Below are 24,159 nucleotides of genomic sequence, written 5' to 3' on the forward strand. Positions count from 1 at the left end.
ACCAGGAGGTTGTCATGGTTCACCGATCCGCACTCGTCACCGGTGCCTCCGCAGGGCTCGGCCTGGCATTGAGCCGGGAACTCCGCGCGCGGGGCTGGCAGGTGTTCGGCACCGCGCGCCGGGCCGACCGGCTGGACCGGGCGGCGGCGGAATTGGGGGAGGGGTTCACCGCCGTCCCCGGTGACGTCATGGATGCGGCCCACCGCGGCCGCTTATTCGAAATCATAAGGGCGGCAGGGCGGCTCGACCTGCTGGTGAACAACGCGAGCAGGCTGGGCCCGAGCCCGCTGCCCGCACTGGACCGGTATCCGTTGGCCGAGTTGGAGTCGGTCTACCGCACCAATGTCGTAGCGCCGCTGGCGATTCTGCAGCTCGCGCTGCCGCTGCTCGGCGAATCCGGCGGCGTCGCGGTGAATATCAGCTCCGACGCGGCGGTGGAACCGTATCCGAACTGGGGCGGCTATGGTTCGTCGAAGGCGGCGTTGGATCAGCTCACCGCGGTCCTTGCCGCCGAACATCCGGAAATACCGATCTACGCCTTCGATCCCGGTGATATGCGCACCGAGATGCATCAGGCGGCGTTTCCGGGCGAGGATATTTCGGACCGTCCGGAACCGGAAGCCGTTGTCCCCGCACTACTCCGGCTGATCGAGACCCGGCCCAACCGCGGTCGCTACACCACGGCCGATTTCGCGACGGGTGCGGTGCGATGACGGTACTGCTTTCCGAGCGTTCTTTCGTGCTGCCGCCCGAACTCAATGCGAGCACCCCACCCGAGGCCCGCGGACTCGCCCGCGACGAGGTGCGGCTGCTGGTGGCCGGTGATCGCCTGACCCACGCCGTCTTTCGGGAACTGCCGGGGCAGCTGCGGCCGGGCGACCTTGTGGTGGTGAACAATTCGGCGACGCTGCCCGCCGCCGTCGACGCGTCGGTCGACGGCGCGGCGGTCGCGCTGCACTTTTCCACCTGGCTGGAAGACGGCCGGTGGGTGGTCGAGCTGCGGACACCCGAGCGGACGCCGTTCACTGCCGGAAAACTGCACGGCGGCACCGTGATCCGGCTGCCCGGCGGTGCCTGCGCGACATTGCGGGAGCCGTGGCTGCCGGGGGCGAAGCGGCTCTGGATCGCCGATATCGACACCGATCCACGCGCGCTGATGGCCGCGTACGGGCGACCTATCACGTATTCCTATGTGCCGCAGCAGTGGTCGGCGGACTACTATCACACCGTTTTCGGGCGCATTCCGGGAAGTGCGGAGATGCCAAGCGCGGCAAGGCCGTTCACGCAGCGGCTGGTACTCGACCTGATCACCTCCGGTGTCGCGGTCGCGCCGGTGACGCTGCATACCGGTGTTTCGTCACCGGAGGCCGGGGAGCCGCCGAGCCCGGAGCGTTTCGCGGTTCCGGCGGCGACGGCTCGGCTCGTCAACGACACCAGGGCGGCGGGCGGGCGGGTGATCGCGGTCGGCACCACGGTCACCCGGGCGCTCGAGTCGGCCGCCGATCCTGCGGGGTATGTCGAAACATCCTCGGGTTGGACCGATCTCGTGCTCGGCGAGCATCGGCCAGCACGCGTGGTGGACGGCCTGATCACCGGTTGGCACGCGCCGGGCGCATCGCATCTCGACCTACTGGTCGCGGTCGCGGGCACGGCGACCGTCGGCGCGGCGTACGCGGCGGCATTGGAAACCGGCTACCTCTGGCACGAATTCGGCGACAGCGCTTTGCTTTTCCGCGCCTGATGGGCGCTGTCCGCGGCCAGCGCATGGCCGGAGCAAAGGCGGAGGTACGCCCGATGCGGTGTCAGCCGCGCGAGACGGTAATCGTCGCGGAGTCCACCTTCTTGTAGTTGAACATCGCGCAGTGCCCGTTGACCAGCTCATAGGTTCCGGCGTATGGCTTGGCCCCCGAGATCTCGACAACGGCCTTCGCCGAGCCGACCGCGCACACCTTCGACACCGCCTTGGGCCAGCTGAACGTCACGGACCCCGGCCCCTGGCAGGTGTCGGTGCTCTCGTCGTCGTGGCCGCCCGCGACGAAGATCCGCGCGGTCCCATCCGGACACGGCGCATCGGCCACCGCGTTCCCGGGCCCGAACGCGACCACCGACCCCAACCCGAGCGCGGCGATCACGGACCCACGTACCACCAACCGACCAACCATCACTACCTCATCAATCCGAACGTCCAGCAAATCCGCCGCGCAACAAGCCCGACGCGCCAGCATGGTAACGCGCCGTGTCCAGGTGTGTCCGGTCGAACGCGAATCCGAGGCGCTATGCCTAATGGCTATGGGTCAACCTGAAGTAGGTCATCGACCGGAATCGAAGTGTTCGCATAACTCACTGGAATGTGGTTGCCGGGTGGGAATTTCCGGCGGTTCAAGTAGCCGTATGGCGAGGGTTCGGTGTGCTCGTAGCGCGGCGATCGAATACGCCTGCATCCCAAGCCAGGAGGAATTCCTCTTGCGTCCAGCGGTACGCGATCGAAAGGACGGTCATGTTGGGAGGCTATCGCCGATGTGTGGGCCGGTGGTGGATTCATCGGCGGCGGGACCGCGGTGTCGCGGGATGAATTCGGACCCGACAGGATGGCTCAATGCTGCGCAGTTTTCGGGTGACCAATCACAAGTCGTTGGCGGGGGCACAGGAGTTGCGGTCGAGTCGGGGGGCGGGGCCGGTGGCGGTGCCGGTGACCGCGATACACGGTGCGGCGGCCGCGGGGAAGACGAACCTGATCGATGCGCTGGCGCAGATGCGGTCGGCGGTGCTGGATTCGGTGACCGGCTGGGATCCGTACGCGGGTCCGGTGCGCGCGCCGCACCTCGGATTCCCGGAGCGGCCATCGGAATTCGTCGCCGAATTCGTCGCCGAGGGCTACCCGTACACCTACGGGTTCCGGTTGGAGAGCGCGGAGGTCGCCGCCGAATGGCTGTATACGCATCCGCGCTCGCGCAAGCGAATCGTGTTCGAGCGCACCGGCGAACAGGTGAAGGTCGGCCCGATGTTCGAGGCGGCGCGCTACGGTATCGCCGCGCTGGCGCCGCTGGTGCGGCCGAATGCGTTGCTGCTCAGCCTCGCCGGGCAGCTGTACGCCGAGGCGCTGGTGCCCGCCTACCGATGGTTCGAGTCGAAGCTCGAGGTGCAGCACGGCGCGACGGATGCCGATGCGGTGGCGCACCGCCTCGGCGGTCATCTGTCGAAATCCCCGGAGAATGCGGCGCGCCTGCTCCTGCTGCTGCGCACCGCCGGGCTCGGCATCGTCGATCTGCTTGTCGCCGAACCGGATCCGATGTATGCAGACTATCTGCGGGAGCTGGACGCGGAGATCGCCGACATCGGTAAACAGGCCGAGCTGTGCGCGGTTTCACCGAGCCACGCGGATATGCTGTTGCGCGACAATGGCATCACCGAGGTGCTGCTGGAGCGGGAGCTGACCAACCTGCGCGCCGCGCGAGATGCGCTCTACGCCCGCATGGTCGCCCGCCGCGGTGTCGGACTTCGATTGGTGCACAACGGTATCGATGCCCACTTCGACATCGCCGAGGAGTCCACCGCCACCCTGTCGGTGCTGCGGCTGTTGCCCGCGATGCTCGACGCGCTGGATTCCGGGAAGGTGCTCGCCGTCGACGATATCGGCGCGCACCTGCCCGCCGAGGAAACCGACCGGCTGATCCAGCTTTTCCAGAATCCGGAGACGAATTCCCGTGGCGCCCAACTGATTTTCACCACCAACAATCGCGCGCTGATCGATCGCGGCAACGGTCGCTCGCCGCGCACCCGCACCGCGGTCTGGCAGGTGCGCCGCACCGAGGACGGTGTCAGTGAGCTCACCCAGCACTGAATAGCATGGGTGGCATGCTGCAGTTCGGTCTGTTGATCCTGCTCGCCGCCGCGACGGCCGTCGCGGTCGCCGCCTACCTGCGCGGCAGGCGGGCGGGCCCGATGGTCGGCGCGGAGTCCGGCACCCTCTATGTCACCGGGGTGAGCCCGCTGCCGAACGCCGACGGTGAGCAGTACGTCACCATCACCGGCAACCTGTCCGGCCCGAGCGTGCCGGGCGAGGTGGTTTTCGGCCGTTTCGCCTGGGATGTGAACCAGTGGCCCGCCGTCGGCGACCAGCTCAGCGTGCTGTACGCCCCGCGCAATCCGATGAGCTTCCATGTGGATCACCCGGGTGTCCGGCCATATCTCGGTTCCTGAGCGCCGGACGTGGATGGCAGGATCGTCGATCATGGATGCGAACGAAGCCCGGCCGGTCATCCGTGTGGCCCGCCCTGACGAGTACGCGGCGATCGGTGAGCTGACCGTCGACGTCTATGTCGGCGAGGGTCATATCGATCCGGCCAGCGCCTATGTGCCGGAGCTCAGGGATACCGCGCGCCGCGCGCCCCTGGCCGAGGTGCTGGTCGCGGAGTATCGGGGCCAGGTGGTGGGCTCGCTGACGATCGCGGCGCCCGGCACCCCGTACGCGGAGACCGCGCGCCCCGACGAGCTGGAGTTCCGGATGCTGGCCGTCGCCAAGGCGGCGCGTGGGCTCGGAGTCGGAACCGCGTTGGTGCGCACCGTGATCGACCGCGCGATCGCGGAATCCTATGCCGCGGTGATGATCACCACGATGCCGACTATGACCGATGCCATGCGCATCTACGAACGCTTCGGATTCGTCCGTGTGCCGGAACGGGATTGGATCACCGACGCGGGCAACCGGCTCCCCGTGCTGCGCTTGGATCTCGTCGCGAACGCCGAGCGCATCGCCGAAAATGTTTGGCGCGCGCAGTGATTCGTCAGCCGAGCACGGTGGCGACGATCCCGGCCAGATAGCCGAGCCTGGCCACCTCCGAGGGCCGGAAGTCGGGCCCGCCGGGCCGGCCGAGCAGCAGCACCTTGCCGGTGTTGCCGAGCGGTGCGGCGGCCAGTTTGGTGTCCATATCGCGCCAGATCTGCGGTACCCAATCGGCTTCCGGATCGAGTACGGCCGGCTTCTCCAGCGGCATCCACGGCGCCGAACCGGCCTGCGTCTCGGGTGCGCTCGGGCTGCCGACGACGCGGTAGGCCCCTTGCGGACCCATATCGATGATGGTGCTCCAGCCCACCCGCAACACTCGGGGCGCGCCGTCGACCAGCACCTGCAGCCGGTCGTCGCGGGCGCTGGCCACCTGGTCGATGAGCTCGAGTTCGCGATGGGTGTCCAGCACGCCGGAATAGGGGCGGATGGAGTCGACGTGTACGTCGCTGATCGATTCCGCCGCGGTGATCAACGTGTCGGGCAGTGCGTTCGGCGGCACCTCGACCACCAGATCGTCGACCGCGAATCCGGCCCCGCGTTCCACCACGTCCAGCGAGAGTATGTCGGCGCCGACCGAACCCAGTGCGAGAGCGAGTGCGCCGAGACTTCCCGGTCGATCCGGAAGTTGCACGCGGAGCAGGAATGACACGTGCGTTCCTTTCCTTGAGCGGCCGAGACTGGAAAACGGGTACCCGGGTCTGGCAATACTTACACCCCTAAGCCTGCGTTATCGACTCGGAGCACGTCGGGTGAGGTAGCTCATGTGGCTGATTCCCGCCAATGCGGCGTGTCGGGCTGGGTGGCGAAAACGTGTCGCGGAGTTGGCGACCGGGATGCGATCGTCCCCGTCCGACAGGCCTTCTCACGCCCAGGCTAGGCGAGTGCCTCGCACAGGAGCTCGGCCCGGCGCAGGCTGATGACGGCTTCGCCGACAGCGCATATTAGGCTGTTCGTCGGCCGTTTCACCAAGCTAAACCATGCCGAAAGGGGTCACGCGGTGCCCGCCATCTCCCGCGACGAGGTCGCACACCTCGCCCGGTTGTCCCGGCTCGCGCTGTCCGAGTCCGAACTCGATCAGTTCGCCGGGCAGCTGGATTCGATTCTGAGCCACGTGCGGACCATCTCCGAGGTCGCGACCGCCGATGTCCCGGAAACCGCGTCGCCGAATCCGACGACCAACGTGACCCGCCCCGATGTGGTCACGCCGGGCCTGACCCCGGCGGAGGCGCTGTCCGGCGCGCCCGCGGTCGAGGAGCAGCGGTTCATGGTTCCGCAGATCTTGGGAGAGGGCGAATGAGCGACCTCACGAAATTGTCCGCGGCGGAGCTGGCGGACAAGATCCACGGCCGCGAGGTGTCGGCCGTGGAGGTGACGCAGGCGCATCTCGACCGGATCGCCGAGGTCGACGGCGAATACCACGCCTTCCTGCACGTCGGCGCCGAGCAGGCACTGGCCGCTGCCGCCGCCGTCGACGCCGAGCTGGCCGCGGGCCGGGCGCCCGCCTCGCCGCTGGCCGGAGTTCCGTTGGCGCTCAAGGACGTTTTCACCACCACGGATATGCCGACGACCTGTGCGTCGAAAATCCTCGAAGGCTGGGTGTCGCCGTACGACGCGACGCTCACCACCCGGCTGCGGCAGGCGGGCATCCCGATCCTCGGCAAGACCAATATGGATGAGTTCGCGATGGGTTCGTCCACCGAGAATTCGGCATACGGCCCCACCCGTAATCCGTGGGATACCAGCCGGATTCCGGGCGGCTCCGGCGGCGGTTCGGCGGCGGTGCTCGCCTCCTATCAGGCGCCGCTCGCCATCGGCACCGACACCGGCGGCTCGATCCGCCAGCCCGCATCGATGACCGGCACCGTCGGCACCAAGCCGACATACGGCACCGTCTCCCGCTACGGTCTGGTGGCCTGCGCGTCCTCACTGGACCAGGGCGGTCCGTGCGGCCGCACCGTACTCGACACCGCGCTGCTGCACGAGGTGATCGCCGGATACGATCCGCGCGATTCCACCTCCCGCGATGTGCCGGTGCCGCCGGTGGTCGCCGCCGCGCGCGCGGGCGCCGAAGGCGATCTGCGCGGGCTGAAAGTCGGTGTGGTGAAGGAACTTCACTCCGACAGCTACCAGCCGGGCGTCATCGCGTCGTTCGACGAGGCGGTCGAGGTGCTGACCAAGCTCGGCGCCGAGGTGGTCGAGGTGTCGTGCCCGAACTTCGAATACGCGCTGCCCGCGTACTACCTGGTGATGCCGAGCGAGGTGTCGTCGAACCTGGCCCGGTTCGATGCCATGCGCTACGGCCTGCGCGTCGGCGACGACGGACAGCACAGCGCCGAACAGGTGATGGCCGCCACCCGCGAGGCCGGGTTCGGCCCGGAGGTCAAGCGCCGCATCATGCTCGGCACCTACGCGCTCTCGGCCGGTTACTACGACGCCTACTACGGTCAGGCGCTCAAGGTGCGCACGCTCATCCAGCGCGATTTCGACGCCGCGTACCAGAAGGTGGATGTGCTCGTCGCGCCGACCAGCCCGTTCACCGCGTGGAAGCTGGGCGAGAAGGTCGACGACCCGCTGGCCATGTACCTGTCCGACCTGTGCACGCTGCCGAGCAACCTGGCCGGGCATCCGGGCATGTCGGTGCCGTCGGGGCTGAGCAAGGACGACGGTATGCCGGTGGGCTTCCAGATCATGGCGCCCGCGCTGGCCGACGATCGCCTGTACCGTGTCGCGGCGGCCTATGAGGTCGCACGGGGACCCATCGCCTGAAAACGCCAGTCGGCGTTCGCCTTTCGAGGTGGACGCCGACCGTGATCAGGCGGCGTGCAACCGCCGCGCCTCGCGCTCGATTCCCTCGGTCATCGCGGCGAATCCGGTGCGCAGTGCGGCACCGAGCAGCGCGGTCACCGCGGGCCGTAACCAGCCGCCGAGCTCGAAATGCGATTCATAGCGGGTGCGGTCCGGTCCCAGCGCGATCACTCGGTGCCTGCGCAGGCTGTGCAGCGCGCCGAATGGCACGGGCTTCATCGAATAGCTGAACTCCGCACCCGGCGTATGCGTGCGCACCCATTCGCGCTGCCGCCGCGTCCGCGGGCCGAGGTGCACGAGCATATCGATCGGATCGCCCGGTACCAGGGTGCTGCGGCATTCGACGCAGAAGGTGTTCCACTCGCCATACCGGGGGAAATCGGTGATCACCTGCCATACGACCGCGGCGGGCACATCGGTCTCGAATCCGGAGTCGATGACAAAGGCCATATCAGCAAACTAGAACAAGTTTCACAAGCGGGGCAAGCCGGGTCAGCAGGTGCCGAGCGCGGTGCCCTGATCCGCGCCGTAGCGGTGGCCGTGGCCGGGCGGGGCGTCGAGCGCCGCGAGCAGATCCGCGGTGGTCTGCACGAAGCTCACCACCGGCAACCAGCCGGGGCGCGGGGCATCGGCCCGGGTGTCGGTGAGATCAGGTGCGCGCCAAAGCAATTCGGGTGACCAGCGGACCACCGGATCGGAGCTGTTGGCCAGCACGGTGGCATTCGCGCGGTGTGCCCGATTGGCCGGCGGCCCCGCCCAGAGCACGGCGCAGGTGCGGCGCGCCTGATCGGCGTCGTCGGTGAAGACGGCGCTGCCGCCGAGTGCGCCGAGGCTCTGCCCGTAGACATAGAGCTTCGGTTTGTGCGACAGCGTGGCTATCCGATCCGCGACGGCGTCGAACAGGGCGCGCGCCGACCGGATCGCGTCCTCCCGGCCGAAGACGAACGTCACCCAGCTCGGCGCGTAGGAGTACTGCAGGCCGACCAGTGCCGCGTCGTCGCCGAAGCGCCGCTCGAATCCGGCGACCGCATTGGCATCGATCCAGCCCGACCCGGTCGGCACGGCGACGACGATATTCGAGCGGTCGAAGCCGCCGGTTCGCTCCAACTCCTGAATGGCAAGGGATACACGGGAATTCAGATCCGGTGCGGATTCGAGTCCGACGTAGACGCGGACCTGGCCGCGACCGGATTCCCGCGTTGTCGCGGCGGCTTCCGTCGCGCCGGTCGACCGAGCGGCCGGACTCGAAGACGCTGTCGTAACCGGTTGATCCTGAGCGGATGTGACGAACCGCCGTCCCTCCGCGCCCATGGACGACCAGGTGACCGCCGACGCGGTGCTGCCGGATCGGATCCGCGAAACCGGTTGGGCCACTGTCGGATCGATCTCCGCATTGGCGGCGGCGTAGGTGTCGCGCCGCCAGTCGACCACGCTCGGAATACCGATCAGATACAGCATCGACACCCCGACGACACCGACCGCGGTCCCCCGCAACCAACCCAATTTCCGCAGGACCCAACCGATTCCGCGAGCGATGCCGAGGCACAGGCCGACGATCGCGACCGCGCCGACGGCCCAGCGCAGCCAATAGTCCGGCCCGATCGCCGCCGTCCCCATCGCGGCCCGCAATCGGTTCTGCCAGTGCCACGCCTGTGCGACGGCGCCGAGCACGAACAGTGCGGTGATCACGAACGCGGGCAGCCGCCATCGGGCGAATCGGCGGTCTATCTCGAAATTCGCGCGCCGCAGCACGAATCGCACCAGTCCGGCGACGGCGAGGGCGACGGCCGCGAGCAGGCCGGTGAGCACCGCCTGCGCCCCCGCCGTCCGCGGCAGCAGCCCGGGTGCGAGCGAGATGAGCACGCCGACCCCGATGCCGAGCGCGGTGCCGAGACGCGGGCGCACCATCCGCGCCGAGGCGGCAATGACACGCTGCCGCAAGCTGATTCGATCAACAGCGCGGTGGTCCGCCACGCCGGGTGGTAACGCGTTCCGTATCATCGCGAAACCACCTGTGCCGCAGCCGGAATCGGGTTGATGCGGCGCAGCGCACCGATCAGCAGGCGCACCAGCATCCAGAATCCGAGCATGCCCGTGCCCAGAATGGCGAGCAGCGGGGCCATCGTGGTCGGGTCGGTGCCGGAAACCTCCGTGCCGAACAGCTTTTCGACGATCGGAGTGCCGTAATCCTGGCGCAGCGAGTTGAGATCCACCGCGATGTTGGCGACCGATGCCATGACATCGCAGTGTGCGCGTGACAGCAGATCCGAACGGGCGCCGCATGATTCGTGCATGCGCCGGGCCAGTGCGGCGTCGACGGCCTGCCTGGCCCACGGGCCGAGCGGCTCACCGTGCTGTCCGGCGTAGCGGAGCAGGTCGTAGCCCAGATCGTGGGCCTTGCACGCGGTGTCGAATTCGGCGGGCAGCGGTATCGGCGATGAGCAGTCGCCCTGCGGGTTCACCAGCAGGCCGTCGACAACGGCTGGGCGGTAACCGAATTCGGTCGCGAAATCGGCCGGGATGGGTGCGCTGATCGCGCCGTCGGCGGTGAGCGTGGCGATGGCGCTGCCCGCCGAGGCGTTCTCCGGCGGCGCGCTGTCCGCGGTGGCGGCGTTGACTTGGGGTGCGAATGTGACGGTGGCCGCCATGGCGGTCATGGCGACCGCGGTCAGCGCCGCCATCCGGCGCGGGCGCTTGGTCGATGTGCTCATGGTCATCGAAATTAGGAAGCGCCGACGCCATCCGGCCTCCCGCCGCGGAGCCGTTCCCGGCCCGCTTCCGGCGGGGGAGCCGACATCGGGTCCGGTACCGGGGTATCGGTCGCGAATTCACCCGTGGGTATGAGGACCGGTCGCCCGATCGGTTTCTACTGTCATAGGTATGAAGCGGAACAGGACCGAGGTCGATCAACTGGAGCGGCCCGCGAAGACGAGGTCGCGGTTGCGCGGGATCGACCGCCGGATGTTCGTCGACGGGCTCACGGTGCTGGTCGCGACGGTGTTCTTCATCGTCGCCTGGCCGACCCTGCATGTGACGCACTCCGTGCCCGCGGCCATCCAGCCGCTGTTCGCCGCGCTGGCCGCCCTCCCGGTGCTGCTCGTTCGGCTAAACCCGGCGCTGGGCTGGGCCATTTCGGCGGGTTCCGCGCTGCTCATCACGCTGGCCATCCCGCATGAGCCCGGTAGCCACATTCCGTTCCAGGTGGTGCACATCATCGCGCTGTTCGTGCTGCTGTTCGCGGTGGCGGTGCAGGCGTCGCCGCAGATCGTCGGCATCGCCTGGGCGGCGACCTCGCTGCTGCTCGGCACCACCATGCCCGGCCAGGGCGTCTGGGCCTGGCCGATCGCGCTCGCGGCCGTCGTGCTGATCGCGCTGCTGGTGCGCTGGCTGGTGCATTCCAGGCGGCAGCTGGTGCGCAAGGAGGAGGAGAACGAGGTGGAGCGGGCCCGCCGCGCCATCCTCGAGGAGAAGGCGCGCATCGCCCGCGACCTGCACGATGTCGTCGCCCACCACATGTCGCTGGTGGTGGTGCAGGCGCAGACCGCGCCGTACCGGGTGGATGGGGTGACCGACGCGGCCAGAGCCGAATTCGAATCGATCGGCGCGACGGCGCGCGAGGCGCTCAACGAGATCCGCGGCATGCTCGGCGTGCTGCGCAGCGACGGCCAGCTGCCCGAACACGCACCGCAGCCGAGGGCCGCCGATTTGCTCGGCCTGTTCGACGGCGCCAAGCGCGCCGGCGTCGATATCACCTGGGCGGTGGACGGGCCGCTCGACGCCGTACCGGATACCGCGGGGCTCGCGCTGTATCGCATCGTGCAGGAGTCGCTGTCCAATGCGTCGCGGCACGCGCCGGGCGCGGCCGTGCGGGTCCATATCGTTGTCGCGCCCGAACTGGCGCTGACGGTGGTGAACGGGCCCGGTGCCGTGCCCGCCAAACCCGTCGGCAACGGCGGGCACGGCATCGCGGGGATGCGCGCCCGCGCGGTGGCCGTCGGCGGGGATATCGACGCCGGGCCGCACCCGGACGGCGGCTTCGAGGTCCGGGCGCGGCTGCCGCTGCACGCCTCCGCCGAGAGCGTGATCGCCGCGGCGCACCAGGTATGAGGTTTCGGGCCTGATTCCCTAATGTTGGGGCGTGGCAATTACGGTGTTGATCGCCGACGATCAAGCGATGGTGCGGCAGGGTTTCGGAGCCCTGCTCGCCGCGCAACCCGATATCAGTGTGGTAGGTGACGCGCCGGACGGAAAGGTGGCGGTGGCCGAGGCGAAGCGGCTGCGCCCCGATGTGGTGCTGATGGATGTGCGCATGCCCGAGATGAACGGGCTGGACGCGGCGCGGGCCATTCTGGCCGCCGGATTCGATCCGCCGGTGCGGGTGTTGATGCTCACCACCTTCGATATCGACGACTACGTCTACGAGGCGCTGAGCCTCGGCGCGAGCGGCTTCCTGCTCAAGGACGCGCCCGCGGACGAACTGGTGCGCGCGGTCCGGGTGGTGGCCGACGGTCAGGCGCTGCTCGCGCCGACGGTCACCAGGCGGCTCATCGCCGATGTCACCCGCAGGCGGGCGGCGGCCCGCAGCAAACCCGCACCCGCGCTGACCTCGCTCACCCCGCGCGAGCGCGAGGTGCTGGAGCTGATCGCCAAGGGTATGTCGAACGCGGAGATCGCGGAATCCCTGTTCGTCGCCGAGCAGACCGTGAAAACCCATGTGTCGAAGGTGTTTTCGAAGCTGAACCTGCGCGACCGGGCGCAGGCGGTGGTGCTGGCCTACGAATCCGGTCTGGTCACGCCGGGCTGAAAACCGTTGTGGTTCAGTGCGAACAGCCGCCGCCGCGCACCTCGCCGAGGTGGCGCGACAACATGGTCGCCAGCTGGGTGAGTATCGCGGTCGCATCCTCGAATTCGCCGGTATCCGCCTGTGCGGCAAGGGCCACCGCGATCCGGCCGGACGGCGTCGGCACCACCCCGAACTGGCGGACGGTGTAGACGCCGGTGTCGTCGTCGGGACCCCAGCCACCCTTGAACGCCGAACCGCTGATCACCCCGAGACCCCAGCTCTGCTCCGGGGTTATCTGCGTCATCAACTGGGTGACCTGGTCGGATTGCGCCAGGCACGGCAGCCGGGACGCGAAGCGCACCTGATTGGCCAACGTCCACTCGGTGCCGCCGAACGCCGAATAGTCGAGGTGGGTGCGCGGACCGGCGACGCTCGCCATACCGTCGCCCGCCTCGTCGAGCACCGCCTGCACCGCGGCGGCCGCCTCCAGACCGTTGCCGAGCGATTCCCAAAGTTCCTCGGCCGCATCGTTGTCCGAGACGGTGATTGCGGCCTGCGCCTCCTCGAAGATCTTCTCGCCGGAGTCGTGCCGCAGCGCCGCCATGGCCAGCGGCACCTTGATGGTGGACCAGGCGATACCGGAGGTCCAGTCGCCGAATACGGTCATCCGGCCGCCGCCGACCGGCATGATCGCCATCCCCACCTGACCGCCGAGCGTCGGTTGCAGCTGGGTGAAATCGGCGGCCAGCGAATCGGGCATGGTCACCGAGAGGCCGGGGCGCCAGTGCGCCGCGGTGTTGACGGTCGGTGGTGTCGTGGGGTGTGGATCACCGGAGAGCAGGCCGCAGGAGGTGGCGGTGAGTAGGGCCGCGGTGCCCGCCGTAACGCGCAGCAGGGCCGGAACTCGATATTTAGCTCTCACCACCGCGTCCTCCCCACCACCCCTGCGCGTATCCGCTGTCGTCGGCGGTGCAAACTGATCCATGGGCCCGTCGGTCGTCGACCGATCGGTGGGTCATCATCGCAGACGCCGTCGAGCGGTGGCGAAGCGAGGACCTGTACACAGTTTGCCGATTGTCGTCGCGGATTTCGAAGCGATGTCGCGAACCGGTAACCGGGTACGCTCCGAATTTTGTAGGTCACCTGAAGGGGGGCGCGTTGCTGAACAGCGGAGATGTCTTCGCCGGCTTCACCATCGAGCGCATGCTCGGGCAGGGCGGTATGGGATCGGTGTATCTGGCCCGCCATCCGCGGCTGCCGAGGCAGACCGCGCTGAAGCTGCTCAACCGCGAGCTGTTCACCGATGCCGAGGTGCGGGCCCGATTCGAGCGCGAGGCCGATCTGGCCGCGCAGCTGGACCACCCGAATATCGTCGCGGTGTACGACCGCGGCGAGGAGGACGAGCAGCTGTGGATCTCGATGCAGTACGTCGACGGCATCGATGCCGCGACGGTGCAGCCGCACAGCCTGCCGCCGGAGCGCGCGGTGCAGATCATCGAGGGTGTCGCGGCGGCGCTGGATTACGCGCACGGCATGGGCGTGCTGCACCGCGACGTCAAACCGGCCAACATCATGCTGGCCCGCTCGGACGGCGGCAAGCGCGAGCGGGTGTTCCTCACCGATTTCGGAATCGCCCGGCTGCGTGAGGATTCCACGCATCTGACGCAGACCGGCATGTTCACCGCGACCCTGGCATACGCCTCGCCGGAACAGATGACCGGCGCACATCTGGACAGCGGCTCCGACCAATATTCGCTGGCCTGTTCGCTGTACTGGTTGCTGACCGGCGTCGGCCCGTTCGACGCGAACAATCCGGCCGAGATCATCCGCGGCCATCTGCAGTTGGCCCCGCCGCCGGTCGCGGCCATCCGTCCCGGGCTGAATCCGGCGCTGGATTTGGTGCTCGGCCGGGCGATGGCGAAGCGGCCCGCCGAGCGATTCGGCTCCTGCGGCGAGTTCGCGGCGGCGGCCAAACAGGCGTTGACCGCGCCACCGCCGCCGCCCGGATATGTGCCTGCGCCGACGGTGGTGGCCAATCCCGCACTGTCGCAGCAGGTTCCGGCGCTCGCCTATCCCGCCGCGCCGACCTATGCGAATCAGGGTGACGCGCCGTATCCGAGCCAGGCCGAGACGCCGCAGGGGCAGGCGTTCGCGCCGCAGTTCACCCCGGCTCCCGCGCCGCAATTCAGTGCCGCGCCGCCGCAGTACGCACCAACCCCTACTCCGGCATCGCAGTTCGCTCCGACTTCGGCTCCGCAGTTTGCGCAGTCACCGGAACACGGTGCGGCGCAGGGATTTTCGCCCACCGCCTACGCGCCGCCGAATTATCCACCGCAGGGCGGATTTCCGGCCACGCCGCCGCCGAAGCGCTCGAATACCGGGCTGCTGGTCGGGATCGGCGCCGCGGTCGTCGTGCTGCTCGTCCTCGTCGTCGGGGTGATCGTGGTGGCGAATCGCGGTGGCGGCGGCGATGATTCGTCGCCGACGGCGTCGGGCAAAACGAGCGGCGCCGCGGGACCCGCGGGATCGTCCACAGATCCGCAGGTGCTGGCCAAGGCCTTCCCGCAGGTGCTGCCGCAGGGCGTCGACACCAAATACGGTATCGGCAACGGCGACGGCTACCACGGTAAGAAGTGCTTCCTGGAGACCAACGACCGCAACGACACCAAGCTGTCCGCCGATTCGGATGTGCCGAACTTCCCGAAGTGGGTCGTCGGCTGGGACTGCTGGGGCACCCCGATCAACGAGCCCAATATGATTGCCGTCGCCTTCAAATCGGCCGATGATGCGAAGGCCGCCGTCGCCGGATTCCCGTCCAACACCAGGGCGACGGAAATCAAGAACGGCAAGTCGGTGACCACCTACCGCTGGCAGAAATCGGGTTCCGGATTCCCGGAGGGGTTCATCGCGGTGAGCTTCGAGAACGACCCGCCGCGGGCGAACTACCTGTTCCTGGCGCATGTGACGATCACCGATACGGTGGCCTCCTCCGGCTTCGGCCTGACCAGCTCGGCCTGGAAGACCTGGTGGTCCAACCTTCCGCTGTGACGTTGCGGCGCAGCATATTTCAGTCGACAGCGAGCGCCTCGACAATCGGCATCCGCGCGGCCCGCAGCGCCGGCGGTATCGAGCCGATCAGCGCGAGCAGCAGCGCCGCGGCGGCGTACACCACCAACATCGGGCTCGCCCGATAGACGACGTCGATGGTCATGGCGTGCCCGAGCGCGCGGGTCGCCAGGAACTGCACTGCGGCACCGATCGCCAAACCCAGTGTGGCGCCGACCAATCCGATTCCGGCCGCCTCGGCGAGCACGGTGCGCAACAGGAATCGGCGCCCGGTGCCCATGGCCCGCAGCACCCCGAGTTCGCGGCGGCGGTCGAGCACCGAAAGCATCAGCGTGTTGAGCAGGGCGACGGTGGCGACGAGCACGGTGATCCACAGGATCGAATTGCTCAGCGCCGTACCCTGTTCCACGCTGCTCGCGGTCTGCGCGGCCGCATCCTTCCCGAGATTGACGTACAGCTCGGGCGGTATCGCGGCGTGGATCGCCGCGAGTACGGCGGTCCGATCGGCGCCGGGCGCGAAGTTCGCGGTGATCACCGTTTCACCGGGCCGCTGATACCACTGCCGCAGCACGTCCAGGTTCAGGATGACCACGCCCGCGATCGCGGAGAAGTACGGAATCACCCGCAGCACTTCGACCTTCCGGACTCCCGTCGGCGTCGGCAGTTCGAGCGTCGAGCCGACGCGCACGCCCTGCGCGCGGGCGACGTCGCGGGAGATCACCACCCCGTCGCCGGCCGCGAGCCGATTCACCGTGGCGGAATCCAGGTCGGCCGGGTAGGCGCGCGAGTTGTTCGGGTAGCCCTGCAGCAATACCCGGCCACCGCCGAGCGAGGCCCAGGCCATCTGCGCCGCGTCCACCCCGGTGACGCCGGGGACGGCGCGGATCTTCCCGATCAGATCGGGCGGCAGCAGCGGTCCGGTCGGGAATTCCAGCCACGAGGTGGGGCTGACGTAGATATCGGAGCTGGCCAGGTTGTCGAAGCTGGCTCCCGCCGAGTCGACGAGATTGCGCGACGCGTTGCCCATGGCGACGACGGCGGTGACCGCCATCAGCACCGTCATCGCGGTCGCCCAGACCCGGCGCGGCGCGCGCTCCAGCGTGGTGGCCCCGAGCGCACCGGGCGCACCGAAAAGCCTGGCGACGGCGCCGGTGGCGCGCACGATCGGTTCGGTGGCCGCGAAGCAGAGCACCACCGCCGCCACGATCGAGAGGGAGATGGACGCCAGCGAGATGCGGCCGAGATCCGCCGTCGCGATGACGATCGCCGCCGCCACCATCGCCATGCCCAAAAGTACTGCGCTCCAACGCAGCAGCGGGCTCACCGCATCGGATTTCGAGACCCCGACCGGTACCAGCGCCTCGACCGGGCGCACCTTGTAGATCTGCCGTGCGGCGATCGCGGCCGCGCCGACGCTGGCGAGCACGCAGGCCGCCACCGCCGCCGGGATCGCATAACCCGGCACCATGAATTCGGTGCGCGCCTCCATCGACTGCACGACGGCGGCGGGCAACCGGTCGATGGCGTTGCGGCCCAGGAATATTCCGAATACCGCGCCGATCAGCCCGCCGACGATGCCGATCAGCGCCGCCTCGGCGAGCAGATCCCGGACCATCGGTGCGCGCCTGCCGCCGATCGCGCGCAGCAGCGAAAGCGTCGGACGCCGTTGCGCCACCGCCATACTCATCGCGTTGTAGATGAGGAAGCCGGAGACGATCAGCGCCGCGGCCGACGCCATGGTGGTGGAGTAGCGGATCAGTGTCACCGGGCCACCGGCCTGTGCGGTGCGCAGGCTCGGGTCGGCGACCACCGCGCGACCGTCGACCAGCTCGTCGAGCGCTGAACGCAGCTGTGCCACCGAGGTATTCGGGCCGGGCACGATCTGGATGGAGTCCAGGTTGCCCGTCCGGCCGAGCAGCCGCTGTGCCAGCGGCAGCGTGGTGACCACCAGGTGGCCGCCGTTGAACCGATTCGCGGTGGCGTCATCGAGGACGGCGGCGACGGTGACCGTGGCCGAGCCGACCCGGAAATGCTCACCCTCTCGGTAACCCGTTGCGCCGCCGACGATTACGCCGTTCGGCACGGTCAGTAGCCGGGACGCCTGAGTGCGCAGCGGTCCGTCGAGTGCGGTGCCGAGCGCGGCGATGCTGCCGTCGGCGCCGATCAGCAGCGCCTTCTTGTCATCCACGCCGATCTGGGCGCGTACCATCGGGACCGCCGCCCCGACCCCGGGCACCGCGCGGATCCGCGGCAGCAGCCCCTGATCGAATCCGGCGTCGGTGATCCCGGTGACCTCCAGTTCCGCCTTGCCCGCAAGGCTTTTCGTCAACTTGTCCACCGATCCGGTGACCGAACCGGAGATGCTGAATACCGAGACGAGCAGTCCGGCCGAGACCGCCATCACGATCATCGACATGACGGTGCGGCCGCGATGGGCGAGCAACTCGCCGATATTGAACAGCCGCAACCGATCCCAGCCCGCAGTCATACGTTCACCGCCCGCTCGACCCGATCGTCGGAGTTGATCCGGCCGTCGCGCAGCGTGATCGCCCGGTCGCAGTAGGCCACCGCGCCCATATCGTGAGTCACCATCACCACCGAATTACCGTTGCCGGTAAGGCTTCCCAGCAGTTCCAGGATGGCGGCACCGGTTTTGGAGTCCAGGTTGCCGGTGGGTTCGTCGGCCAGGATCAGCGGCGGATCCATGATCAGCGCCCGCGCCACCGCGACCCGCTGCATCTGCCCGCCGGACAGTTCGGCGGGACGGTGCTGGGCCCGGTCGGCCAGCCCGACCAGGTCCAGCAGCTCCAGCGCCCTCGGTTTGGCTCGGCGTAATGCGGTGCCGTCCAACAGCTTCGGGATCGCGACGTTCTCCCATGCGGTCAGCGTCGGCAGGAGGTTGAAGAACTGGAAGACGAAACCGACACGGTGGCGGCGGAATTCGGCCTGCCGCTCCTCGGTGAGCGTGCCGATTTCCGCGCCCTGGAACCGGATCGAACCGCGGTCGGGGCTGTCCAGTGCGCCGAGCAGATGCAGCAGCGTGCTCTTGCCGGAGCCGGAAGGTCCGATGATCGCGGTGAATTGGCCGGATTCGACGCGCAGATCGATGCCGTCGAGCGCGCGGACGGTCTGGTCCCCGACGCGATATTCCTTGGTGATCTCGGACAGTTCCAGCATCGCCGGTTCCGGCATGATTCCCTCCCTTTTCCGATGCTCAGCGAGCGAGCACGGTTTCGTCCCGGTGCGTATGGGCGTCGAGCAGCGCGCGCAGCACCGGTTGTTCCGCGGCGAGCTCCAGATAGGCCTCCAACTCGGATTGACCCTGTATCTGGGCCTGGTCGAGTTTGGCGGCGAGATGGTTGTTCCAGCGATAGGCCAGCGCGCGCAGCAGCCCGATCGGGCCGCCGAACAAACGCTGCAGATCCGGTAGTTCACGGAACAGGTCCGGGCTGTGCGGATCGCGGGCCGCGCGGTCGAGCACGGTGTGCACGATCCGGGTGCGCCGGTGCTGATCTTCCCAGGACATTGGTGCTCGTCCTTCCTTATGAGCGTGGTTACCCCCGCTTCGATGTGATCATCACGCTACGGCCGGGTGACACCGGTGTCTTCGTGCCACGGACCCGAATCGGTCTCCTACCCCGGTAGGAGTGCGTGACCGCTCCCGGCACGATGTACCGGGCCCGACCAGGTCGCTAGCCTTGCTGTATGGATATGACCCAGGCCATGGGCGGACCGGGGCGGATGGCCGCCGCGGACGTATTCCGTGAGCGGGGACGTATCCGCGATCGGCTGCGCGCCTTCACGCGGAACCCGAGCGTCGCGCTGCGCCTCGCGCTGGAGGAACTGCCCTTCGACTATCCGCCGTCGCTGATCCTCACCGCCGACGCGATGTGCGCGCTGGTCGGTATCGCCGCGGCGATCCAGCGGCACGCATATTGGCCGACGCCGCTGCCGATTCTCGCGGTGCTCATGCTGTTCGTCTCGGTACCGCTGTTCTGCCTGGTCGGGATCGTGCCGCATCCGGTGCTGCTCGGCGTCGGCAGCCTGGTCGCGGCCGCGCTATTCCTGGTACAGCCGGTTTCGGCCGATTTCGCACCGTTCGTGCTGATGATCGGGGTGGGTGAGGTCGCGGCCATCGCACCGAAGCGGGTGAGTCTCGTCTTCGGTGTCGCCGCCATCGCCGAACTGATCGCCTTCGCGGTCTACGGGCATGTGCTCTGGGATACGGCGGCGGTGAACTCCGAGGGCCTGTCCAGCTACTGTGCGGGTGTCGTACTCGGCTGGATGGTCGGGGTGATGCTGCAGTTCCAGCGCCGCCACCTCTATCAGGAGCGGGAGTATCAGCAGTTCCGCGCGAACCAGGCGGCCGACGAGGAACGTCATCGGATCGCCCGCGAGGTGCACGACGTCATCGCGCATTCGCTCAGCATCACACTGCTGCACCTGACCGCGGCCCGGCACACCCTGCAGACCGATCGCGATGTCGACGAGGCCGTCGACGCGCTGGTTGACGCCGAACGCCTTGGCCGCCAGGCGATGTCCGATATTCGCCGCACGGTCGGGCTGCTGGACAGTCGGCCGTCCAAACCCGCGCCCGAACCGGGGCTCGCCGATTTCGACGATCTGGTCGGTGATTTCGTGCGCGCGGGCTTGCTGGTCGACTACGTGTGCGACGGTGAAACCGACGCGGTGTCGGCCGCGCTCGGCCTCGCGCTGTATCGAATCGGCCAGGAATCGCTGGCGAATGTGGTCAAACATGCGCCGGGTGCGAGCGTGCGGGTCCGGCTCTCGGTGGACGCCGCGACCGCCCGCCTCACCGTCGACAACACCCTGCCGGGTGGGCTACCTACGAAAATCGGCCAGGGCATGGGACTTTCGGGTATGCGCCAGCGCGTCGAACTGCTCGGCGGCCGGATCACCGCCGGACCATACGACGACGGCTGGTCGGTTCGAGTGCGATTCCCGTTGGCGCCGGCCAAATCCGGGGCGTGCGTCATATTCAAACAGGAGGCCACGTGACGGTACTACCGCACACCGTCGAGGACACCATCGAGGTGCTCGTCGTCGACGATCAGGAACTGGTGCGCGGCGGTCTGCGCCGAATCCTGCGCAGGCGTGACGGTTTCGTGGTGAGCGAATGCGCCGACGGCGACGAGGTGCCCGCGGCCGTCGCGGCGGAACGTCCCGACGTGGTGCTGATGGATCTGCGGATGAAGCGCGTCGGCGGGATCGATGCCACCCGGCGGCTGCGCGCGATCGACGGCGCGCCACCGGTTCTGGTGCTCACCACCTTCGACGACGATCAGCTGCTCTCCGGTGCGTTGCGCGCGGGCGCGGCCGGATTCATCCTGAAGGATTCGCCCGCCGAGGATCTCATTCGCGCGGTCCGCATGGTGGCGGGCGGCGGGGCCTGGCTGGATCCCTCGGTTACCGAACGTGTGCTGTCCACCTACCGCAGCATTCGCCCGGCGGTGGCGCGCACCGATCCTCGGCTGTCCGAACTGACGGCACGCGAGTACGAGGTGCTCGAGCTCATCGGCCGCGGCCGGGTGAATTCGGAAATCGCCCGGACGCTCGGTATCTCGGAAGTGACCGTGAAAAGCCATGTAGGACACATTTTCGGGAAGTTGGAGTTACGGGATCGGGCCGCCGCGATCGTCTTTGCGTTTGACCACGGGGTGGTGACACCCGGAGAATCCACTGTTTGACGGGCAGGCTCGGCTGGCCCGGGATGTGGAGGAACGACTTCGGTGGTGGCACCTGGGCCGAGAACCGGAACGCGGTTCGGGCCGTACGAACTGCGGTCGTTGCTGGGCAAGGGGGGTATGGGTGAGGTTTACGAGGCCTATGACACGGTGAAAGACCGGGTCGTCGCGGTCAAGTTGCTCGCCGACGAGCTCGCCAAAGACCCGGTCTATCAGGTGCGTTTCCGGCGCGAATCGCAGGCGGCGGTCCGGCTGGCCGATTCGCACGTCATCCCCATCCACGACTGGGGCGTCATCGACGGCGTGCTGTTCATCGACATGCTGCTGGTGCGCGGCGTCGATCTGCGCACCCTGCTACGCACCCAGGGCCCGCTGGGTGCGGCGCGCGCCGTGCATATCGTCGAGCAGATCGCGGCGGCGCTGGACGCCGCGCATGCGGCGGGCCTGGTGCACCGCGATGTCAAGCCCGCCAACATTCTGGTGGCGGACAAGGATTTCGCGTATCTGGCCGACTTCGGCATCGCGCATACCGAGGGCGATGCCGCGGTGACGCTGGTCGGCATGGCCGTCGGATCCTACATCTACATGGCCCCGGAACGCTTCGACGCCGGCGAGGTCACCGGACGCGCCGATATCTACTCGCTGGCCTGTGTGCTGCACGAATGCCTGACCGGCGCATCGCCGTATCCGGCGGCCAGCATGAATGTGCTGATCCGGTCCCATCTTTCGAATCCGCCGCCGCGACCGAGCCAGCAGCAGCCGGGAATTCCCGCGGTGCTCGACGAGGTGATCGCCCGCGGCATGGCCAAGGATCCGGCCGACCGCTATCCGACCGCGGGCGCGCTCGCGGCGGCCGCCAAGGCCGCACTCGGCGCAGCGCCCGCGCCGAAGAGCGGGCCGACGCTGGTGGTGCGGCCGCCGGATCCGGCAGGCAGGCAACCGGATCCGACCGCGGTGCATCTGGGTCTGGTGCCGCCGGAGAGCACGGGGGAGCTGTCGTTGCCGGCGGTGATCACGCCGAGCGCGCCGACGGTGGTGCGGCCCACCGAAACCCAGTTCACCCCGCTGCCGCCGCAGCAGCCCGCCGCGCCGTTCGGGCCGCCCGCGCAGTTCCCGCCGACCACCCAGTTGCCGCCCGTGCGGCCGTTCCCGGACGCGCACCTCTATCCGGATAACCAGCATTCCGGTCCGCATCCCGGCGCGCGGAACTATCCCGAGAGCTATCCGGACGCCCAAGAGACGCAATATTTTTCGAGTAATCAGCCGGGTAACTGGACGGGGCCGGAATATCCGCCGAACCGCCCGCCCTTCCAACCCGAGCCGGGTCCGGCCCACCGTGCGCCCGATGGATACCAGCAGGGTGGCTACCCACAGGGTGGCGAATACGCGCGCGGCTATGGGCAGTCCGGTGGGCATCCGCAGCCCGACGAGTACGGTCCGGCCGACGATTACGCGCAAACACACGCGTATCAGGGCGAATACCAGGACTACGACGGCGAATACCAGGACGGGTACGCCGACGACCACGACCAGTCGGAGGCGGGCGAATACGAGACGCCGAGCCGTCGCCGCTCCATCGTCGCGCCGATCCTGTTCACCGTCGTCGCGATAGTCGTCGCTGCGGTCGGCATCGCGGTCGGCTGGCAGGTGCTCGGCAAACGCAATGCCGCGAATACCGCCACCAACACCTCCGTCTCGGCGGCGACAACGCTCACCAAAACCACACCGCCGCAGAGCAAGACGACCACCTCGACGCCGTCCACCTCGACGACGACATCGACGCTGCCCGCGGGCGCTACGCCGTGTGGCCAGACGCAGGGCGGCGCACCGCTTTCGCACGCCGCGGCGGGCAACAGCGTGACGAGCTGTCCGTTCGCCGAGGCGGTTCGCCAGGCGTATGCCCAAACCGTTTCGGGGACAAGCGCTTCCGGCGGGCAGCGTAGCGTGGTTGCGGTGAGTCCGGTCACCGGGCGCAGTTACACGATGACTTGTACATCCGATGGTCGACTCGTCACCTGCATCGGCGGTGAGAACGCGGTGGTATATGTTTATTGAGCGAGGCTTGCGAAACCTGTTGTGCGGTACGGCTTTAGCCGCGGCTCTCCTGGTCACCTCGTGTGCGGGGAACTCCGGGCACGGTTCGACGACGGAGACCGGCATCACCGAGGCGGCGGCCAAGACCGAACAGGCCGGGCTGGCGATCACCGTACCCGGCACGCTCGCAGCGGATTTCGCCGAACTCCAGGCCGGGGTGAAGGGCAAGATCGGGATGGCGATCATGCCGGTCGGCGGCGACCGGGCGGTGTCCTTCGGCTCGTGGACCTCCGGGCCCGCCTGGTCCACCATGAAGGTTCCGCTCACCATCGCCGCGCTGCGCCGCAACCCGGCCACCTCCACCTACGCCGCGTCGAATGCGATCACCCAGTCCGACAACGCCGCCGCCGACGTGCTGTGGCAATCGCTGGGCAGCAGCCAGGAGGCCGCGCAGGCGGTGGAGGCGGTGTTGCGCGAGGGCGGCGACACCAAGACCACCGTGCCCGCCACCCGCACCAGATCCGACGCGTCCTCGTTCGGGCAGGCAGATTGGGCGCTCACCGACCAGGTCCGGTTCGCCTCGCGACTACCCTGCCTGTCGCAGTCGGCGACGGTGATCAACCTGATGGAACAGATCACCCCGCAGCAGCGGTGGGGCCTCGGCTCGTTCAACAACGCGGAGTTCAAGGGCGGCTGGGGCCCGGATCTGCAGGGCGCCTATCTGGTCCGGCAGTTCGGGCTGGTGCCCACCGCGAACGGTGAGTTCGCCGTCGCGTTCGCCGCGCAACCGGATTCGGGCGCGTTCTCCGACGGAATGACGTTGCTGGACAAGATGTCCACGCTGATCTCCCAGCACATGGGCGAACTCAACGGCGGTAAGTGTCCGAGCTGAGGCTTGACCAGGTAACGGCCACACCTGAGAATCGCGAATACCGGGTGAGTGATATCGCGGGGTGCCCGCGCGTGCCCGCATGTGGAGG

General features: G+C 68.3%; 23 protein-coding genes. 14 read left to right on the top strand and 9 right to left on the bottom strand.

Features of this window, described 5'->3' with window-relative positions; all coding sequences use genetic code 11:
* Positions 1–14: 14 nt before the first annotated feature.
* Positions 15–713 carry an SDR family oxidoreductase gene (locus LGY53_RS27775; protein ID WP_225729665.1) on the top strand — a complete coding sequence of 233 codons (699 nt, stop codon included), beginning with the start codon at positions 15–17 and terminating at the stop codon, positions 711–713.
* The gene (locus LGY53_RS27780) at positions 710–1,741 is read left to right on the top strand and encodes an S-adenosylmethionine:tRNA ribosyltransferase-isomerase (RefSeq protein WP_225729666.1); all 1,032 of its coding nucleotides are present in this window, start codon (positions 710–712) and stop codon (positions 1,739–1,741) included. The genes LGY53_RS27775 and LGY53_RS27780 overlap by 4 nt, the downstream gene beginning before the upstream one ends.
* A 61-nt stretch (positions 1,742–1,802) precedes the next feature.
* On the opposite strand, the gene LGY53_RS27785 is transcribed toward LGY53_RS27780, so the two are convergent.
* Positions 1,803–2,147: a hypothetical protein gene (locus LGY53_RS27785; RefSeq protein WP_225729667.1), complete on the bottom strand. Its 345-nt coding sequence runs from the start codon at positions 2,145–2,147 to the stop codon at positions 1,803–1,805.
* 449 nt (positions 2,148–2,596) lie between these two features.
* Between LGY53_RS27785 and LGY53_RS27790 the strand changes: the two genes are divergently transcribed.
* Genes LGY53_RS27790 through LGY53_RS27800 form a run of 3 tightly spaced genes read left to right on the top strand, consistent with a single transcriptional unit; the run spans position 2,597 to position 4,780 of the window.
* On the top strand, positions 2,597–3,841 hold the full coding sequence (locus LGY53_RS27790) for an ATP/GTP-binding protein (protein ID WP_225729668.1): 1,245 nt from the start codon (positions 2,597–2,599) through the stop codon (positions 3,839–3,841).
* 14 nt (positions 3,842–3,855) lie between these two features.
* Entirely contained in the window at positions 3,856–4,200 is a 345-nt protein-coding gene (locus tag LGY53_RS27795; protein ID WP_225729669.1) for a hypothetical protein, read from the top strand.
* Between the two features lie 31 nt (positions 4,201–4,231).
* Positions 4,232–4,780, top strand: a complete 549-nt coding sequence (locus tag LGY53_RS27800) for a GNAT family N-acetyltransferase (protein WP_225729670.1) — start codon at positions 4,232–4,234, stop codon at positions 4,778–4,780.
* A 4-nt stretch (positions 4,781–4,784) separates the two neighbouring features.
* On the opposite strand, the gene LGY53_RS27805 is transcribed toward LGY53_RS27800, so the two are convergent.
* Complete coding sequence (locus tag LGY53_RS27805) at positions 4,785–5,435, bottom strand: amino acid-binding protein (RefSeq protein ID WP_167477115.1); 651 nt, start codon at positions 5,433–5,435, stop codon at positions 4,785–4,787.
* A gap of 348 nt (positions 5,436–5,783) precedes the next feature.
* Between LGY53_RS27805 and gatC the strand changes: the two genes are divergently transcribed.
* Positions 5,784–6,083: an Asp-tRNA(Asn)/Glu-tRNA(Gln) amidotransferase subunit GatC gene (gatC, locus tag LGY53_RS27810; RefSeq protein ID WP_225729671.1), complete on the top strand. Its 300-nt coding sequence runs from the start codon at positions 5,784–5,786 to the stop codon at positions 6,081–6,083.
* Complete coding sequence (gene gatA / locus LGY53_RS27815) at positions 6,080–7,552, top strand: Asp-tRNA(Asn)/Glu-tRNA(Gln) amidotransferase subunit GatA (protein WP_225729672.1); 1,473 nt, start codon at positions 6,080–6,082, stop codon at positions 7,550–7,552. The genes gatC and gatA overlap by 4 nt, the downstream gene beginning before the upstream one ends.
* A 45-nt stretch (positions 7,553–7,597) precedes the next feature.
* Here the strand turns inward: gatA and LGY53_RS27820 are convergent, their stop codons facing one another.
* The 3 genes from LGY53_RS27820 to LGY53_RS27830 are packed head-to-tail and all read right to left on the bottom strand — an operon-like array spanning position 7,598 to position 10,302.
* Positions 7,598–8,041, bottom strand: coding sequence for an SRPBCC domain-containing protein (locus LGY53_RS27820; protein WP_225729673.1), 444 nt, complete (start codon positions 8,039–8,041; stop codon positions 7,598–7,600).
* A gap of 42 nt (positions 8,042–8,083) precedes the next feature.
* Positions 8,084–9,532 (bottom strand): alpha/beta-hydrolase family protein, encoded by a 1,449-nt coding sequence (locus LGY53_RS27825; RefSeq protein ID WP_225729674.1) that lies wholly within the window; start codon positions 9,530–9,532, stop codon positions 8,084–8,086.
* A 56-nt stretch (positions 9,533–9,588) separates the two neighbouring features.
* On the bottom strand, positions 9,589–10,302 hold the full coding sequence (locus LGY53_RS27830; RefSeq protein WP_225729675.1) for a hypothetical protein: 714 nt from the start codon (positions 10,300–10,302) through the stop codon (positions 9,589–9,591).
* 169 nt (positions 10,303–10,471) lie between these two features.
* On the opposite strand from LGY53_RS27830, the gene LGY53_RS27835 reads away from it, so the two are divergent.
* Both LGY53_RS27835 and LGY53_RS27840 read left to right on the top strand, forming a co-directional pair.
* A complete protein-coding gene (locus tag LGY53_RS27835; RefSeq protein WP_308103005.1) occupies positions 10,472–11,698 on the top strand; it encodes a histidine kinase in 1,227 nt (408 codons plus the stop codon).
* A gap of 31 nt (positions 11,699–11,729) precedes the next feature.
* Positions 11,730–12,395, top strand: coding sequence for a response regulator transcription factor (locus LGY53_RS27840; RefSeq protein ID WP_167477109.1), 666 nt, complete (start codon positions 11,730–11,732; stop codon positions 12,393–12,395).
* A gap of 13 nt (positions 12,396–12,408) precedes the next feature.
* On the opposite strand, the gene LGY53_RS27845 is transcribed toward LGY53_RS27840, so the two are convergent.
* On the bottom strand, positions 12,409–13,299 hold the full coding sequence (locus LGY53_RS27845) for a hypothetical protein (RefSeq protein WP_225729676.1): 891 nt from the start codon (positions 13,297–13,299) through the stop codon (positions 12,409–12,411).
* A gap of 233 nt (positions 13,300–13,532) precedes the next feature.
* Here LGY53_RS27845 and LGY53_RS27850 point away from each other — a divergent pair, with 233 nt between their 5' ends.
* Complete coding sequence (locus LGY53_RS27850; protein WP_225729677.1) at positions 13,533–15,422, top strand: serine/threonine-protein kinase; 1,890 nt, start codon at positions 13,533–13,535, stop codon at positions 15,420–15,422.
* Positions 15,423–15,441: 19 nt separating this feature from the next.
* Here LGY53_RS27850 and LGY53_RS27855 read toward each other — a convergent pair whose 3' ends face one another.
* Genes LGY53_RS27855 through LGY53_RS27865 form a run of 3 tightly spaced genes read right to left on the bottom strand, consistent with a single transcriptional unit; the run spans position 15,442 to position 18,966 of the window.
* Positions 15,442–17,928, bottom strand: coding sequence for an FtsX-like permease family protein (locus LGY53_RS27855; protein WP_225729678.1), 2,487 nt, complete (start codon positions 17,926–17,928; stop codon positions 15,442–15,444).
* Positions 17,925–18,632 carry an ABC transporter ATP-binding protein gene (locus LGY53_RS27860; protein WP_225729679.1) on the bottom strand — a complete coding sequence of 236 codons (708 nt, stop codon included), beginning with the start codon at positions 18,630–18,632 and terminating at the stop codon, positions 17,925–17,927. The genes LGY53_RS27855 and LGY53_RS27860 overlap by 4 nt, the downstream gene beginning before the upstream one ends.
* Before the next feature lie 22 nt (positions 18,633–18,654).
* On the bottom strand, positions 18,655–18,966 hold the full coding sequence (locus LGY53_RS27865) for a hypothetical protein (RefSeq protein ID WP_167477105.1): 312 nt from the start codon (positions 18,964–18,966) through the stop codon (positions 18,655–18,657).
* Positions 18,967–19,145: 179 nt separating this feature from the next.
* Between LGY53_RS27865 and LGY53_RS27870 the strand changes: the two genes are divergently transcribed.
* The 4 genes from LGY53_RS27870 to LGY53_RS27885 are packed head-to-tail and all read left to right on the top strand — an operon-like array spanning position 19,146 to position 24,071.
* Positions 19,146–20,459 (top strand): sensor histidine kinase, encoded by a 1,314-nt coding sequence (locus LGY53_RS27870; RefSeq protein WP_225729680.1) that lies wholly within the window; start codon positions 19,146–19,148, stop codon positions 20,457–20,459.
* A 35-nt stretch (positions 20,460–20,494) separates the two neighbouring features.
* Complete coding sequence (locus LGY53_RS27875) at positions 20,495–21,148, top strand: response regulator transcription factor (RefSeq protein WP_225729833.1); 654 nt, start codon at positions 20,495–20,497, stop codon at positions 21,146–21,148.
* A gap of 45 nt (positions 21,149–21,193) precedes the next feature.
* Positions 21,194–23,200, top strand: a complete 2,007-nt coding sequence (locus LGY53_RS27880; protein ID WP_225729834.1) for a serine/threonine-protein kinase — start codon at positions 21,194–21,196, stop codon at positions 23,198–23,200.
* Positions 23,201–23,207: 7 nt separating this feature from the next.
* Positions 23,208–24,071, top strand: coding sequence for a class A beta-lactamase-related serine hydrolase (locus LGY53_RS27885; protein WP_225729681.1), 864 nt, complete (start codon positions 23,208–23,210; stop codon positions 24,069–24,071).
* Positions 24,072–24,159 lie beyond the last annotated feature (88 nt).

It is taken from the genome of Nocardia sp. JCM 34519.1, from assembly GCF_020361265.1.
In the GTDB taxonomy this organism is placed as follows: Bacteria; Actinomycetota; Actinomycetes; order Mycobacteriales; family Mycobacteriaceae; genus Nocardia; species Nocardia arthritidis_A.